At 32.4% G+C, this 15,585-nt stretch carries 19 protein-coding genes and 2 tRNA genes; 15 read left to right on the top strand and 6 right to left on the bottom strand.

All coding sequences use genetic code 11. From position 1 onward, the window contains the following. Window positions 1-16: 16 nt before the first annotated feature. The 4 genes from HA145_RS02485 to gltX all read left to right on the top strand — a co-directional run bounded on the left by HA145_RS02485 (window position 17) and on the right by gltX (window position 1,998). Window positions 17-89 (top strand) — tRNA-Trp (locus HA145_RS02485). 35 nt (window positions 90-124) lie between these two features. Then, entirely contained in the window at window positions 125-319 is a 195-nt protein-coding gene (locus HA145_RS02480) for a hypothetical protein (protein WP_002807701.1), read from the top strand. 148 nt (window positions 320-467) lie between these two features. Beyond that, window positions 468-541 (top strand) — tRNA-Asp (locus tag HA145_RS02475). Window positions 542-558: 17 nt separating this feature from the next. Continuing rightward, window positions 559-1,998 carry a glutamate--tRNA ligase gene (gltX, locus tag HA145_RS02470; protein ID WP_209127696.1) on the top strand — a complete coding sequence of 480 codons (1,440 nt, stop codon included), beginning with the start codon at window positions 559-561 and terminating at the stop codon, window positions 1,996-1,998. Here gltX and HA145_RS02465 read toward each other — a convergent pair. The 3 genes from HA145_RS02465 to tsaD all read right to left on the bottom strand — a co-directional run bounded on the left by HA145_RS02465 (window position 1,990) and on the right by tsaD (window position 4,612). Then, window positions 1,990-3,195, bottom strand: coding sequence for a cation:proton antiporter (locus HA145_RS02465; protein WP_209127695.1), 1,206 nt, complete (start codon window positions 3,193-3,195; stop codon window positions 1,990-1,992). The genes gltX and HA145_RS02465 overlap by 9 nt on opposite strands. A 164-nt stretch (window positions 3,196-3,359) precedes the next feature. Next, entirely contained in the window at window positions 3,360-3,536 is a 177-nt protein-coding gene (locus tag HA145_RS02460; protein ID WP_025971820.1) for a hypothetical protein, read from the bottom strand. 5 nt (window positions 3,537-3,541) lie between these two features. Beyond that, window positions 3,542-4,612: a tRNA (adenosine(37)-N6)-threonylcarbamoyltransferase complex transferase subunit TsaD gene (gene tsaD, locus HA145_RS02455; protein ID WP_209127694.1), complete on the bottom strand. Its 1,071-nt coding sequence runs from the start codon at window positions 4,610-4,612 to the stop codon at window positions 3,542-3,544. A 74-nt stretch (window positions 4,613-4,686) separates the two neighbouring features. Between tsaD and HA145_RS02450 the strand changes: the two genes are divergently transcribed. After that, window positions 4,687-5,241: a Photosystem I reaction center subunit III gene (locus tag HA145_RS02450; RefSeq protein ID WP_209127693.1), complete on the top strand. Its 555-nt coding sequence runs from the start codon at window positions 4,687-4,689 to the stop codon at window positions 5,239-5,241. Window positions 5,242-5,270: 29 nt separating this feature from the next. Then, window positions 5,271-5,405 carry a photosystem I reaction center subunit IX gene (psaJ, locus tag HA145_RS02445; RefSeq protein WP_011862490.1) on the top strand — a complete coding sequence of 45 codons (135 nt, stop codon included), beginning with the start codon at window positions 5,271-5,273 and terminating at the stop codon, window positions 5,403-5,405. Window positions 5,406-5,420: 15 nt separating this feature from the next. Here the strand turns inward: psaJ and gmk are convergent, their stop codons facing one another. Then, window positions 5,421-5,975: a guanylate kinase gene (gene gmk, locus HA145_RS02440; RefSeq protein ID WP_209127692.1), complete on the bottom strand. Its 555-nt coding sequence runs from the start codon at window positions 5,973-5,975 to the stop codon at window positions 5,421-5,423. Between the two features lie 72 nt (window positions 5,976-6,047). On the opposite strand from gmk, the gene HA145_RS02435 reads away from it, so the two are divergent. From HA145_RS02435 to tatC, 3 genes are all read left to right on the top strand, one after another. Beyond that, entirely contained in the window at window positions 6,048-7,748 is a 1,701-nt protein-coding gene (locus HA145_RS02435; RefSeq protein ID WP_209128293.1) for an Rqc2 family fibronectin-binding protein, read from the top strand. A gap of 29 nt (window positions 7,749-7,777) precedes the next feature. Further along, entirely contained in the window at window positions 7,778-8,038 is a 261-nt protein-coding gene (locus HA145_RS02430; RefSeq protein ID WP_011376025.1) for a hypothetical protein, read from the top strand. 79 nt (window positions 8,039-8,117) lie between these two features. Next, window positions 8,118-8,876 carry a twin-arginine translocase subunit TatC gene (gene tatC, locus HA145_RS02425; protein WP_209127691.1) on the top strand — a complete coding sequence of 253 codons (759 nt, stop codon included), beginning with the start codon at window positions 8,118-8,120 and terminating at the stop codon, window positions 8,874-8,876. Here tatC and HA145_RS02420 read toward each other — a convergent pair. Beyond that, window positions 8,845-9,162, bottom strand: coding sequence for a DUF3067 family protein (locus HA145_RS02420; protein ID WP_209127690.1), 318 nt, complete (start codon window positions 9,160-9,162; stop codon window positions 8,845-8,847). The two genes, tatC and HA145_RS02420, sit on opposite strands and share 32 nt — an antisense overlap. A 123-nt stretch (window positions 9,163-9,285) precedes the next feature. Here HA145_RS02420 and petC point away from each other — a divergent pair, with 123 nt between their 5' ends. Genes petC through HA145_RS02395 form a run of 5 tightly spaced genes read left to right on the top strand, consistent with a single transcriptional unit; the run spans window position 9,286 to window position 12,981 of the window. Beyond that, the gene (gene petC, locus HA145_RS02415; protein ID WP_032521364.1) at window positions 9,286-9,822 is read left to right on the top strand and encodes a cytochrome b6-f complex iron-sulfur subunit; all 537 of its coding nucleotides are present in this window, start codon (window positions 9,286-9,288) and stop codon (window positions 9,820-9,822) included. Between the two features lie 27 nt (window positions 9,823-9,849). Then, window positions 9,850-10,779, top strand: coding sequence for a cytochrome f (gene petA / locus HA145_RS02410; RefSeq protein WP_245151800.1), 930 nt, complete (start codon window positions 9,850-9,852; stop codon window positions 10,777-10,779). Window positions 10,780-10,789: 10 nt separating this feature from the next. After that, complete coding sequence (gene lgt / locus HA145_RS02405) at window positions 10,790-11,683, top strand: prolipoprotein diacylglyceryl transferase (RefSeq protein ID WP_209127688.1); 894 nt, start codon at window positions 10,790-10,792, stop codon at window positions 11,681-11,683. Beyond that, window positions 11,676-12,431: a precorrin-4 C(11)-methyltransferase gene (gene cobM, locus HA145_RS02400; protein WP_209127687.1), complete on the top strand. Its 756-nt coding sequence runs from the start codon at window positions 11,676-11,678 to the stop codon at window positions 12,429-12,431. The genes lgt and cobM overlap by 8 nt, the downstream gene beginning before the upstream one ends. A gap of 55 nt (window positions 12,432-12,486) precedes the next feature. Next, window positions 12,487-12,981 carry a helix-turn-helix domain-containing protein gene (locus tag HA145_RS02395; protein WP_209127686.1) on the top strand — a complete coding sequence of 165 codons (495 nt, stop codon included), beginning with the start codon at window positions 12,487-12,489 and terminating at the stop codon, window positions 12,979-12,981. On the opposite strand, the gene HA145_RS02390 is transcribed toward HA145_RS02395, so the two are convergent. Then, a complete protein-coding gene (locus HA145_RS02390) occupies window positions 12,974-14,569 on the bottom strand; it encodes a Ppx/GppA phosphatase family protein (RefSeq protein WP_209127685.1) in 1,596 nt (531 codons plus the stop codon). The genes HA145_RS02395 and HA145_RS02390 overlap by 8 nt on opposite strands. 104 nt (window positions 14,570-14,673) lie before the next feature. Here HA145_RS02390 and HA145_RS02385 point away from each other — a divergent pair, with 104 nt between their 5' ends. Next, window positions 14,674-15,582, top strand: coding sequence for a 4-hydroxybenzoate polyprenyltransferase (locus HA145_RS02385; protein ID WP_432421776.1), 909 nt, complete (start codon window positions 14,674-14,676; stop codon window positions 15,580-15,582). The last annotated feature ends 3 nt before the right edge of the window (window positions 15,583-15,585 follow it).

The following is a 15,585-nucleotide window of genomic DNA, read 5'->3' as shown; positions in this document are numbered from 1 at the left end:
TTATAATCATTTAGATGCGTCGTTAGTTCAGTTGGTAGAACGCAGGTCTCCAAAACCTGATGTCGGGGGTTCAAGTCCTCCACGACGCGTTTGATCAACATTATGTAAATCATTTTTTCATAATATGGAGTTAGATCTTCAACCTGGGGACGTAGTTAAAGTCCTCGAATCAGCAGCTTTAGGATGGGTTCGTGCAAGAGTTATCAGAGTTAAGTCTGGTGGGAGAGTTGTCGTACAAAGTGACCAAGGCAGAGAATTTACTGCTAGAGGCAATCAAGTTAGGTTGATAGAACCTGCTGGTTTTAGACCTCAAAAATAAATAGTTGTTTACACTAAGGTAGTTAAAAACTAATTATTTCTGTAAATCCTCAAATTAATAAATTTTTTTTATTACAACCCCATAAATTAAGTATTATGATCTGATAATTTTAAGAATGAAGTTCTAAATAAATTTAGAACAAAACTCTGGGACCGTAGTTCAACTGGTTAGAGCACCGCCCTGTCACGGCGGAAGTTGCGGGTTCGAATCCCGTCGGTCCCGTTTTTTCTAAAGGAAATTTGGAAAAACGTTTAAGACTAGCCCCGAGTCCAACGGGTTTATTTCATATTGGGACAGCGCGTACAGCATTATTCAATTGGTTGTATGCACAAAAAATAGGTGGAAAATTTCTTATCAGAATAGAAGATACAGATTTTCTTCGATCTAAATCTGAATATACAAAAAATATATTAGAGGGCTTGAAATGGCTTGGGCTAAAATGGGATGAAGAACCTATAAAGCAAAGTGACCGAATTTCGATTCACAAAAGTCATATCAAAAAACTATTGGAATGTGGAGCTGCATATAGGTGCTTTACATCAGAAGATGAAATATCTGAATTAAGAGGAGAACAAAAAAAGAAAGGATTACCTCCAAAGCATGATAATAGACACAGAAGTCTTTCAAAAGAAGAAATAGAAACATTCATATCCCAAGGGCGGACTTCAGTAATAAGATTTAAGATTGATGAAAAAATTGATATAAAATGGGTAGATCAGATAAGAGGCGAAATTAAATGGCAAGGGAAGGATTTGGGCGGTGATTTAGTTTTATCAAGAAGGGCTAAGGGATATGAGATTGGTGATCCTTTGTATAATCTTGCAGTTGTAGTTGATGATAATTTCATGAATATTACTCACGTTGTAAGGGGTGAAGACCATATCTCGAACACTGCAAAACAAATATTGATTTATAAAGCATTAAATTTTAATTTACCAACTTTTTCGCATACACCCTTAATACTAAATAGCGAAGGAAAAAAATTATCTAAGAGAGATTGCGTTACTTCAATCGACGAATTTAGAGAAATGGGATATTTACCTGAGGCCCTATCAAACTACATGGCATTTTTAGGTTGGTCTCCAAAATCTGCCGACAGAGAAATACTTTCACTTGAAGAGATATCTGAAATTTTTGACTTATCAGCAATAAATAAAGCTGGAGCCAAATTTAGTTGGGAAAAACTCAACTGGATTAATTCTCAATATATAAAAAAAATGGAATCAATAAAGTTAATTGAGATAACTAAAAAATACTGGGATGACAATGGTTGGGAGCCGCCATCTCAAGAATGGGCTATTAAATTATCAAATTTGATTAAAGACTCTATGACCCTTCTAAAAGACGCCATTGATCAATCAAAACCATTTTTCTTAATACCGCCAATTCAAAAAGAAGGTCAAGATTTCCTCGAAAAAAACGATAGCAAAACATCTCTAAAACTAATCCTAAATTATTTAACAGAGCAGAATATTCTAAAATTAGACAAGGTTAAAGCCAAAGAAATAATAAATGGAATTTCAAAAACACATAATGTTAAAAAAGGGATATTAATGAAATCACTACGAGTAGCATTTTTTGGTTCTCTCAGTGGACCAGATTTAATTCAAAGTTGGGAACTTTTCTCAGAGAGTAAAACTGATATATCTCGAATTGAAAGATGTCTTGAGTCAATCTAAATTATTTTTTTGTCCTAATTCAAGTCGATTCGCCAGAGGTTTAGCCGAAAGACCTTGAATTCCTACTGTCATTAATATAGTAAGAAAAACTAAACCTTGAAGACGTCCAGCTCCAAGTATACCAGCCTGTTCTAGTCTAATAGAAAAAAGAGAGGCGACCGCTGCAGTAACAATACCTCTTGGGGCTAAGCAGGCTAAAAATATTTTTTCTCTTAAGTTTAATTCTCTTCCAATTGTTGCTATCCAAATAGAGATAGGACGAACAATTACCATCAACATCAAAACGCAAACAACCCCTCCCCAGCCTAGTGGACTTAATTCACCCCAAGAAACATCAGCTGCCAAAAGAGGAAAAAGTACTGTGATTGCTAATTGAGCCAATTCACCTATTAGATTATCCAATTTCTCCTTATCTATTACTTCTCTTTTACCTACAATAAAACCTGCAGCAACTGATGCAGGCAAGCCTGATTCTGGTAAAAAATATTCACAAATTCCATACACAAGGAAAATAAATCCAAGGGTAACTTGAAGCTCTATACCAAATGAGGCTTCATTTTTTATTTTTTTTAAAATTTCTGATAGTAACCATCCTGTACTTATACCGATTAAAACTCCGCCCCCTAATCTTTGCATTAATGCTATAAATACATCGTTAATCCCACGTAGATCACCTAAAGTTAGTTCTAATAGTAGTAATGCTAGTACTGCACCAATTGGTTCAAGTAACAAACCCTCAGCTTTTAAAACTTCCGAAAGAGGGGAGGCTAATTTTATTTGTTCCACTAAGGGCGAAACAACTGTTGGTCCAGTAGCTAGGACTATGGCACTATATATTCCTGCGACTTGCCATGAAAGGCCTGCAAGCCAATGAGCAATAAAAATTCCAGCTGATAATGAAATAAAAAGTCTTACCAATGAAATTTTTAGAACAGTATTTCTTATATTCCCCTCAGGCAGTTTTAAGTTAAGTCCCCCTTCAAATAAAACCAAGCAGACTAAAAGCCCCACAATAGTTTCAAGCCCTTGTCCAAGATCTAGAGGCTCAACAAGTCCTAAACCTGATCTTCCGATTAATAATCCAGAGAGCAATAAAATAACTACACTGGGGAATCCTGTAAGAGAAGAAAATAGTCGAGCACAAGCACCTGCAAATACGGTTATTCCCCAAAGTAGTCCAAGCCTTTCAGGCGTCATATAAACTTATTAAATAATAAAAAAATTAATTATTTTGATTAAATCAATAATCCTATCTGAAGTCCATTAAATACAATACTTTTTAATTTTATTAATATGATGAATAAAACTAAATTTAAAAAATCTCTCAAAACTACTCTTAATTCAAATAAATTTGATTTCTACTAAGAAAATTGGCTTATTAGAGCAATAATAATTAAAATTATCCCTATACCAACAGTTGCCATCCTTCCATTCCATATCTCAGCTTGAGGTGTAAAACCTCTCTTCCATAAATTCAGTTCCTTTTTATCAACAAAGTTTTTTGTCTCTTTAATCTCGATTTTAGGTTGTTTATTCATTAAAGTTAAAAAGGAGGATTTTCTTCATAAAGTGTATTTGCATGTTCAATTGATAGTCTTCCTGAGACTCCTAATTTAAGGGAACTTAAATGATCCTTAAATTTAATTCTGAACAACGCTGCTGCTCCAATCATCGCCGCATTATCTGTACAAAGATTAAGGGGAGCTAAATGAACTTTAATAGATTTTTTGCTGGCTTCACTAATCATCATTTTTCTTAATGTATTGTTGGCAGCTACTCCCCCAACAACAACAATATTATCTAAGCAATGATCTTTTGCACATCTTATAGTTCTCTCTACCAAGACCTCAGCCACAACTCTCTCAAAACTTGCAGCAATATCAGTAACAGGTACTGTCTCTCCATTTAAATTTATTTTCTCAACTAATCTTAATACAGCGGTTTTTAGACCACTAAATGAGAAATCGTATTTAAGAAATCCACCTTTTTTATCAGAAATCCTACATTTTGGTAAATTGAATTTCATTGGGTCCCCATTTTTAGCTATCTTTTCAATTGCCGGTCCTCCTGGATAACTAAGGCCTAATAATCTTCCAACTTTATCAAAGGCTTCTCCAGCCGCATCATCAAAACTTTTACCAAGTCTATACATTACCCTTCTATCATCAACCTTAATCAATTCAGTATGTCCACCACTAACAAGTAATGTTAGAAAAGATTTCTTTGGATAGTTTTCTGAAAATAGAATTGAAGATAAATGTCCCTCCAAATGATGAATTCCCAAAAAAGGCTTTGAATGTAACATGCAAAGTGATCTTGCAGTTACAGAGCCAACACGTAAACACCCAACTAATCCAGGAGCTACAGTTGAAGCGATATAATCAATTTCCTCAATTTTGATTTTTGATTCTGTTAAAGCCTTTTCTAAAACAAAAGGTAATAATTCTAAATGCTTTCTTGCAGCAAGTTCTGGAACCACTCCTCCCCATTTTGCATGATCTTCGATTTGAGAAGCAATTATATTTGAATGGATTTTATATGTATCACCACTGTTCGACACTATTGAGACGGATGTCTCATCACAACTTGTTTCAATAGCTAAAACTTTACGCATATTTGATTCAACTTGTTCTATTTTAATATTAATTTCTTACTAAACCCACTATAAGGAATTAAAGATTGCAACTTATGAAATTCTTTTTTTCAATCATAACATCCGTTTTTCTGTTCCTAGGAATTACACCAATTGCTTTAGCGGCTAATGGGCCTGCCTTAAATGCAGATAGAGCAAGCACAGAATATACTGCATCAGCCCTCACAAAATGCTCTGAAAATCCTAAATTCATGGAGAGAGCAAGTTCTGCAACTACTCAAAAAGACATAGCAAGATTTGAAAGGTATGGTAAAGCATCATGCGGAGATGATGGCCTTCCTCATTTAATAATTGGGCCTCCTCTTGAGCCATGGGGAGCTCTTCTAAATAGAGGCCATGAAGGTGATTTACTCATACCAGGAGTTTTGTTCATTTACATTGCTGGAATTATAGGCTGGTCAGGCAGAGAGTATTTGATTGAATCAAAAAAGACTAAGAATCCAGCAGATCTTGAGATCATTATTGATCTAGACTTAGCTAGAAAATGTCTTATTAAAGGTGCACAATGGCCTCTTCTTGCCAATAAACAAGGTAGGAATGGAGATTTAAGAGAAAAGGATAATAATATTACACTCAACGGTCCTCGTTAAAAACTTAAAAAAACTTTTTTGCAAATCAAATGTTCAAAATTCTAAACACAAAATTTGTTAGATCTGCCCCAGTAGTTGCAGCAATCTGGCTAAGCCTTACAGCCGGAATAATCATTGAATTTAATAGGTTTTTCCCAGATTTATTGTTCCATCCAATGAGCTAATAAAAGAGAGAATAATCAAGTTTGTATTAACTCAATTATTCTTTTTGCTGTTTCATCAACATCGTTATTTGTTAATGCAAAATCAAACTCATCTGATGCTGAAATCTCATAATTAGCCCTTGAGAGTCTTTTTTTAATTGCCTCCTCTTTTTCTGTACCTCTATTTCTTATTCTTCTCTCTAATTCTTTTTTATTAGGAGGTAGTAAAAATATTGATAGAGAATTAGGGAACTTTTCTTTTATTTGCTTCGCACCTTCCACTTCAATTTCAAGTAGTACGGAAAGTCCCTGTTTGATTTTTGCATTTACAGAAGACAAAGGCGTTCCATAGTAGTTTCCAGCAAACTGAGCCCATTCAAGAAAAAGGTTTTGTTTAATCATTTCTTTAAATTTTTCTTGATTCAAAAAGTAATAATTTTCTCCCTCTTTCTCTCCCTCTCTAGGTTCTCTAGTAGTTGCAGATATTGAAAGCCAAATATTTTTATCTTTAGCTAATATTTCTTTAATAACAGTTCCTTTACCCACCCCGCTAGGTCCAGTAAGGATAATTAGTTTTTTTAGATTTTTCATATTAAATTTTTTACAGTAAGATAAATTCTTGTGAATTTAAAAGAAATAATGCAAAAAAGCGTGCCACAGATAATGGATATTACATCTATTAGATCCGTATTGCATTATTTATCAAATAGTATTTTACCTACAAAGTTTGAAACTGCTCAACAACCTGAACCAAATACAATTCAATTATGTTTCAGAGGAGTAGGTTCTCAAACTTGGTTAGAAGTTTCATGGAATGGTGAATCTCCAAGAATATTAAAGATAAATAAGCCAGAAAAAATGGGAAGAGAAAGTACACTTTCTAAACAAATAAGATATGGATTAAAATATATGGCTTTAATTTCGATTGATCAAGATGAATTCGAAAGAGTTATAAAATTTGGTTTTGCAAAAAAACCTGGAGATGAAATTAGTAAGTATTTAATTTTTGAGTTAATGGGAAAACATAGCAATATTTTTTATTTGGATAATAAACATAAAATTATCGCAGTTGGTAAACAAGTTAAATCAAGTCAATCTAGTTTTAGAACAATTTCAACAGGATCAATTTATTCTGACCCTCCAGTAAATCTTAAAAAACAACCCAAAGAAGATGAATCTTTTCGATCATGGAAAGAATCAATTTCAACAGTACCTGAGTCTTTAAAATACTGTTTAATAAATACCTACCAAGGAGTAAGCCCTATCCTCACAAAACAACTAGAAGTATTTAGTAATACTAACGACTCGGAAATAATGGAAAAAAATATTGATTTCATTAGTGATGTTGACTTAAAGGAGATATTTAAAAGTTGGAAAATATGGATAAATAGATTTCAAAACAAAAATTTTCACTTTTCCATATTTAATAATTATTTTTATTCAGTTTGGTTTTTAGATAAAGAAATTAACTGTAAAAATAAAATAGATTTATGCACTGGTTTAGAAAATTATTATGATCATCATTTAAAACAAAAAAAATTTGGATTATTAGTAAATAAAATTGAAGGGATAATTTTTAAACAAACAAATAATGAGAAAAAAAATTTAAATATTCAATATGATCTCCTATCTAAGTCAGAAAACTACGAAATATATAAAGAGAAAGCTGACAATATATTCACAAAAAATGAGATCAACAAAAAAGATATTATTAGAGGACAAAAACTATACAAAAAATCAAAAAAACTAAAAAGATCTAGAGAATTAATAAAAGAAAGACTAAATATTTACAAAACTAATATCGATAGACTAGATGAATTCACTACACTTCTAGAGAATATAAATTCTTTATATCAAGAGGAACTGTTCATTAAAATTAAACTATTAGAAGAAATTGTGGAAGAGATTTGTAACGAGTTTAATATCAACATAAAGAGGCAAAAAGAAGATAAGAAAAGCTCATCAGAGATACAATCTTCACCTATTCAAGTTGATACTCCTACTGGATTGAAGCTTCAGGTAGGGAGAAATATGAGGCAAAATGACTTAATAAGCTTTAAGTTCTCAAAAAAGGGCGATTTATGGTTTCATGCACAGGAAGCGCCAGGCAGTCATGTAGTTTTGAAGTCTTCATCTCAAGTAGCATCTGAACAAGATCTTCAAATTGCTGCAGATTTAGCTGCTTTATTTAGTAAGGCAAAAAGAAACATTAAAGTTCCAATTAATTTAGTAAAGATTAAAGATTTGCAAAAAATCAAAAAAGGCGGACCGGGTTGCGTTTCCTTTAAAAATGGAGAAATTATTTGGGGAAATCCTACAAGAGGAGAAGATTACATTAAAAAAAATCTTAAAACAGTAATTTAGTTTATAATAAAAAAAATTTTTAAATTTAAATGTTTGATTTTCTTTTGGGCACTCATGAATTTTTAGGAAATCATAGTTTCCCAGAATTTATTGTTGGATATCTATTTGGTGCTGCATTAATAATTGGAGCTCCTACTGTTTTCTTACTTCTTGCCTTCGTAAGCGCTTTAATGAAAACAAATGGAAAAATGGGTGGATATAGAGAATATGAAACTTATGGTGAATCATCCCTAAATGATGCCCCTCCTTTCTTATTACCAGATCCAACTAATCCTAAATTAAGCAAATAATTAAATTTATCGAAAATAAATTGGACTTTGACAATAGTAATTTTAAACCTTTTTCTTACAAAATCTTTATCTAAAAATAATGAGAGGTTCAGGTCAAAGTGAGAATAAATTATCAGATTCGATGACTTTTAGTGATCATTTAGAGGAGCTGCGTCAAAGGATCCTACACTCAATTTACTCAATACTTATTTCAATATTCTTCAGTTTTCTCATCATAAAGCCATTAATATCTTTTTTAGAAATCCCAGCTGGTGATATTCATTTACTACAACTTGCTCCAGGAGAGTTTTTATTTGTCGCTATTAAAGTTGCAGGTTACAGCGGATTAATAGTTTCTATGCCTTATATTTTTTATCAAATAATATTATTTATTTCTCCTGGTTTAACAAAACAAGAAAAAAGCCTTATATTGCCCGCAGTTTTTGGCTCAGGTCTTCTGTTTTTTTTAGGATTAATTTTTTCCTGGTGGATATTAGTCCCTGCAGCAATAAATTTCTTCATTAGTTTTGGTGCTGATATTGTTGAACCAACTTGGTCTATAGAAAGATATTTTGATTTTGTTCTGTTATTAATGTCTAGCACTGCAATAGCTTTTCAATTGCCAGTATTACAATTTATTCTTGGTTCTCTTGGAATAATTACAACAGAAAAAATGATTTCGAATTGGAAGATCGTTGTAATTTCCTCTGCAATATTATCTGCAGTGATTACCCCTTCAACAGACCCATTGACTATGTCATTGCTATCTATATCGATTGTGTTTTTATTTTTTGTGGGTACTGGTTTAACTTACTTATCAGAAAATCTTAAGTCAAAAACTCTTTCATCTTCTCATTAAGATTTAATTGCAAGCTGACAGCTCTACCTAACCTCGGCTTAGCATTGACTTTCTTTAGCCATTCTCTTACTTCTTCAGAATATCCACATCTATTTAAAATCTCGATTTTATCAGCTATCGATTTTTTATATTCATCTTCACTTAAAGGGAATGATTCCTGTCCAAGAAATCCCCACATCATTTGAAAATATACAAATTTTCCTCTTCTAAAGAGTCTAAAATCATATTTTTTCCCCCAGCGATGAATCAAATAATGTATAACTTCATCTACGAGCAATGGGTTCATTTAAATCAATTAATTAGGACTTCCTAAACTTTTACTTTAAATTATTAAAAGTCCTATCTATTTGCAACAGAAATTGATCAATTTGATTCATAATAACTAATAAATAACAGAACCAAGTAGCGAATGACTCAATTAAGTTCCAATGATGTCCCATCAATGGGTCGAAGGCAATTTATGAATCTTCTTACATTTGGTACTGCAACTGGTGTAGCTTTAGGAGCCCTTTACCCTGTAGCTAATTATTTCATGCCTTTAAGAGCAGGCGGTGGTGGTGGTGGAACTTCTGCTAAAGATGAATTAGGGAATCCAATAAGTAAGACAGGTTGGTTAGCTACCCATCAAGCAGGAGACAGAAGTCTTGTGCAGGGTCTAAAGGGAGATCCAACTTATTTAATAGTTAATGAGGGTGGGGAAATAGGAGAATTTGGTTTAAATGCAATTTGTACTCATTTAGGTTGCGTTGTCCCATGGGATAGTGGTGCTAATAAATTTATATGTCCTTGTCATGGCAGTCAGTACGATACTAATGGGAAAGTAGTAAGAGGGCCTGCTCCTTTATCTTTAGCCCTAGCGCATGTCGATATTGAAGATGATGCTGTACTCGTTAAACAATGGTCAGAAACTGACTTTAGAACCAATGAAAATCCATGGTGGGCATAAAAAATGAAAGGTCTTAAAAATCAAATCATGAAAAAAACAAGTTTATTTATCTGTACTCTGCTTTTCATTTCGAGCATTGTATTTTATCCAAAGATCACTTTTGCTTATCCATTTTGGGCTCAGCAAAACTATGAATCCCCAAGAGAAGCAACAGGAAAGATAGTCTGTGCAAATTGTCATTTAGCTCAGATGCCTACAATTGCAGAGGTTCCACAATCTGTTGGAGCAGACAGTGTTTTCAAAGCTGTAGTCAAAATACCCTACAAAAATGACTTAAAAGAGATCGGTGCTGATGGTTCTGAAGTCCCATTACAAGTTGGTGCTGTTGTAATGCTGCCTGATGGCTTTAAACTTGCTCCACAAGAAAGATGGACCGAAGAAATTAAAGAGGAGACGGAAGGGGTTTATTTCACTAATTACAGTGAAGAGAAAGATAATATCATTATTGTAGGACCTTTACCTGGCGATACTAATAAAGAAATAGTTTTCCCTGTACTTTCCCCTGATCCATCCACTAATAAAGAATATCACTATGGAAAATACTCGTTACATATCGGAGGCAATAGAGGTAGAGGTCAGGTATACCCAACTGGAGACAAAAGCAATAATGTAGTTTTCACTTCTACCACATCAGGAACTGTAAATTCAATAGAAACAATTGAAGATGGAAGCCATAAGGTCAATATAGAAAACGATAATGGTGAGATAACTACTGAAGTAGTGCCTGTTGGTCCTCAACTTATCGTAAAAGCACAAGACAAAATAAATGCAGGTGACCCTCTTACTAATGATCCCAACGTTGGCGGCTTTGGACAATTAGATGCTGAGGTTGTACTTCAGAGCCCTTATAGAGTTATTGGATTGATTGCATTCTTCATTGGTGTAGGCCTAACACAAATACTTTTAGTTTTGAAGAAAAAACAAGTAGAAAAAGTGCAAGCAGCAGAGGGTATCTAACTTTCTTTAAATGCTTATACTTCAAGCTTTTATACAATCTCCAGGTGAAACTTTTTTAAATTTAGGATTTATAACTATTAGATGGTACGGACTTCTTATTTCAGTTTCAGTTTTAATAGGCCTATTTGTCTCTAAAAAACTAGCAAAGGCAAGAAATATTAACCCAGAGTACATTAGTGAAATACTTCCATCATTAATAATCTCTTCAATAATAGGAGCTAGAGCTTATTACGTAATTTTTGAGTGGAGGCAATATAGCGGAGAGAACTTTTTTACTTCTTTTAAACTATTCAATAACATCATTCAAATACCTTCTTTTCTTGCAGTTTGGGAAGGAGGCATAGCAATCCATGGAGGTCTAATTGGAGGATTAATATCTATTATCTATTTCTGTAATTCGAAAAAAATTAATTTAAAAACTTTTATAGATATACTAGTACCCTCGATAATTCTTGGACAATCAATAGGAAGGTGGGGGAATTTTTTCAATAATGAAGCCTTTGGAGTTCCTACAAATTTACCTTGGAAATTATTTATACCTATCAAAAATAGGCCTTTAGAGTTTCTTAATTATGAATTTTTTCATCCTACATTTCTCTATGAGTCATTGTGGAATCTTTTAATTTTCATCATCCTTATTATTACCTTTAATAAACAAAATAAAACAGATTTTTTCAAGCCTGGCTTTATTAGCTGTCTTTACTTAATAAGTTATAGCTTTGGAAGATTCTGGATTGAAGGTTTAAGAACTGACCCACTATGTATTGGTGGGCTTCCGCCTTTCTGTGATGGCGGTATTAGAATGGCTCAATTTATAAGTATTTTTCTATTTTCTTCTGGATTAATTGGAATATTTTTTTTAAGATTGAGAACATCTAGTGGGAAAAATAGAGAGAATGGATAATAAAATATCCTTTATTGGTGTTGGTCCAGGAGATCCCGAATTATTAACTTTAAAAGCATTAAAAAAGATAAAAATTGCAGATGTCATTATTTGGACTAATTCTTTAATTCCTGAAAAGATTTTAGATTTTTCTAAAGAAGGTTCTGAAAAAATAAAAACGAGTTCGCTCAACTTAGAGCAAATCACCTCAATCATGATAGAAAAATTTCAGGCAGGTAAAACTGTTGTAAGGTTGCATGATGGAGATCCTTGCCTTTTTGGAGCAATTAGAGAGCAAATCGAAATTTTAAAAAACGAAAAAATTGAAATCGAAGTTGTTCCTGGAGTAAGTGCTTTTCAAGTTGCTGCAGCATATCATGAAGCTGAACTAACCATCCCTGAAGTAACGCAAACAATAATTTTAACTAGAGCAGGAGGGCGAACAGGGATGCCCGAAAAAGAATCTCTGAAAGATCTTGCAAAACACAATTCCTCTATATGTCTTTATCTAAGTGCTAGGCATGTGAAAAGGTCGCAAGAAACTTTACTAGAGTTTTACCCTCCAGAAACTAAAGTGATTGTTGGATTTAGAGTATCTTGGGATGATGGTTGGACATCATTAATAGAATTAAAAGATATGGAAAAGTTTTCTATTGAGAAAAAACTAATTAGAACAACCATTTACATAATTAGCCCAGCGATTAGTAATTCTCAAAAAAGATCTAATCTTTATAATCCTTCTTATAGTCATCTCTTCAGGAATAAATAAACTTAAAGTTGATAGAAAAATATTAATTACTATAATTAGTAAAAATTTATTTGTTTTGAAAGAAATAAAATTTAACCCAGATGTCAATACCAAAACAGAACAATCCTCTTTAAAGAGAATTGGAAATTTGATCAAAGAGGCAAGGTTAAGTAGAGAGCAATCTATTGAAGAATTGTCTTCTGATTTAAAAATTGGATCTCATCAACTTAAAGCCATTGAAGAAGGTAATGAAGAAGAACTACCTGAAAAAGTATTTATTAAAGCAATGGTTCGTAGAATTGCACAGAAGCTGAAACTTGATACAGAATTTATAATGAATGAATTTAAGACAGAAAGGCAAGAGATAAAAATAGAAGAAATAGTTGAAGAAGTTGCTAAAAAAACTAATGAAACTAGACAATCTAAGGATCTAAGTCCAGTAGGGTTTTGGATATTTATTTTAATTTCAGGCCTTCTCGGACTAATCGCCTCGTCCTTAATTTTCAATTTATTTTCAGACTCTTCTCAGAATCAAACTCCAAAACAAGAACTTATTAAAAAAACTAAATAACTTTTAAATCCAAATTCTTTAGTTCTTTTATTACATTACGACATAATCCTAAGTTCCATTTTTCAAGAAGAAGATCATGGTTTCTATTTAAAGGTAAAAGTTCAAATGTAAGAATATTTTCCTGCAATTTTATTTGAACTGATGAGATCACCTTGTCAGGTCTTTGATCAAGAGAGGCTGCTAGTCTCAAAATTAATGACATTTCAAGTACTAATGTTTTATCTTCTTTGGATATTAAATTTTGCCAAGACTCATGTCTTTTCTTGGGTAGAGTCTTTCTATGGTATCTAGCAATTGAAGCAATAATATTTGTTTCTGCTTCAGAATATCCCAACAACTCACAATTTTTTATTAAGTACCAAGAGTGCTTGTGATATGAACCAACATTCACGTATTTCCCGCAATTATAAAGATTAGAAGCTGCCCAAAGAAGTTCTTTGGCTTTAGGGTCATTATCACTATGAAAGATATTTTTAGTCTGATCATAGATTTGAAAGGCAATATCAATAATTTTCTCAGCTCTTTTATTATCTACTCCAAACTTTCTAGCCTGATGAACTATTGTTGTTTTTCTAATATTGCTTTGAATATTTAATTCGTTTTTAATTATCCCTTTACGAAGCATCCAATCTACAACCAAACCTTCCCGAAGAGCCCTCTCACTTATTGTTAATTCATTAAAATTCAACATCTCCATTGCGGTATTTAATATCAATGCTCCTGGAACAATTATTTCTGCTCTTCTCTCACTTAATGAAGGTATTTTCTTGATTTCCGAAACTGGTAATTTAATAAGTTTTCCCAATACATTTTGTAAATTTTCTTTTTTAAAGTTATAACCATGCAACTTTTGTTTAGATTCTCCCAAATCATCTGAAATCAAATTTCCTAATGAGGTTGCAGTGCCACTGGTTGCAATCATAGATAAAGTCTTATCTCCCTTAGATCTACTCTTTATTTTTCGAACAGCTGGTTCTAAAGATCCTTTAATAAAAGTTGTTAGAAAACTTGATCTTTCTGAATTTATGGACTCTTTATTTAAAAAATCATTTTTAAGTCTTACCGCACCAATTCTCGAACTGGTAAGAGCTATAGCATCTTTTTTATCAGCAAGTATTAATTCTGTAGATCCTCCTCCAATATCAATGATTACAAAAGACTGATCTTCAAAAGCCATACCAGAAAGGACACCAAGGTAAATTAATCTGGCTTCCTCAGAACCACTTATCATTTCTATTTGAATATCAGTTTCATCAAGAACTCTTCTAATAAAATCTTGACCGTTTGGAGCTTCCCTAACTGCACTTGTTGCTGCTGTTACTATTTGTTTTACTCCATTACTTTTACAATATTCCTTAAATCGCTTAAGAGTAACTAATGCTCTTTGGATTGATTCTTCAGTAAGATTACCCTCCTCATCTCTTTCTCCAAGACGAGTGGTTGATTTATCAGTGAATTTTATTGAAAATGATTTTAATTCTAGATTAATTTCTGCTACCAAGAGATGTGTAGAGTTAGTTCCAATATCTATAGAAGCTACTAAAATTTGCTTTTCTTGAAAATATCTTAAATCTTGTTTATGTATCATTTCTTTTTATAAGATGCAGATATCTTTAATCCATTAATAAATATAGCCAAGATTGATTATTAAATAATAGAAATCATTTAATCCTAGTAAGATTATTTAAAGTTATGAAATATACAATAGGTCATATGCAAAATAAAAATCGACAAATTAAATTAAGTATTTTTTTTGAATTATTAAGGTGGAATAAACCGACTGGAAGAATGATATTACTTATTCCTGCTGGATGGAGTTTATATTTAACCCCAGATGCTAATCCAACATTTTTAATGTTGGTAAGAATAATACTGGGAGGTCTAATAGTAAGTGGATTAGGCTGCGTGGTTAATGATATTTGGGACAAAAAAATTGATCAAAAAGTTGTTAGGACAAAAAATAGACCTCTAGCTGCAAATAAAATTAGTCTTAAAACGGCTTATTTAATCCTTTTCTTTTTAATTTTATGTAGCTTTTTTTTAACTTTGTCACTACCTGAGCCTGGAAGAATCCTTTCTATTTCACTTGCTTTTATAGCTTTACCTATTATTTTAATTTACCCTTCTGCTAAAAGATGGTTTAAATATCCTCAATTAATCTTATCCATATGCTGGGGTTTTGCTGTATTAATTCCCTGGGCCGCAAATGAAGGCAATTTAAATAGTATTGTTTTATTATTTTGCTGGCTAGCTACCATTTTTTGGACTTTTGGCTTTGACACGATTTATGCTTTAGCAGATAAAAAATATGATATCAAAATTGGAATAAATAGTTCCGCTGTCAACCTCCAGAACAATACAAGAATAACTATTCAAATTTGTTATTTTTTAACTTCTTGTTTCCTAGCATTATGCGCATTTATTAATCAAATGGATTTTATTTTTTGGCCAATTTGTCTTACAACTTCAATCTTAATGCAGAGAGATATACTAAAAGTATTTCCTGAGGAAAAGCAATCAATAAAAAATATTGGGAATCACTTCAAAAATCAATCAATTTATGGAGGAGTCCTTTTATTAGGAATTATTCTTGCCTCATAAATT

The organism is Prochlorococcus marinus XMU1411, from assembly GCF_017696075.1.
In the GTDB taxonomy this organism is placed as follows: Bacteria; Cyanobacteriota; Cyanobacteriia; order PCC-6307; family Cyanobiaceae; genus Prochlorococcus_A; species Prochlorococcus_A marinus_V.
This window is presented reverse-complemented; position numbering and strand designations above follow the sequence as displayed.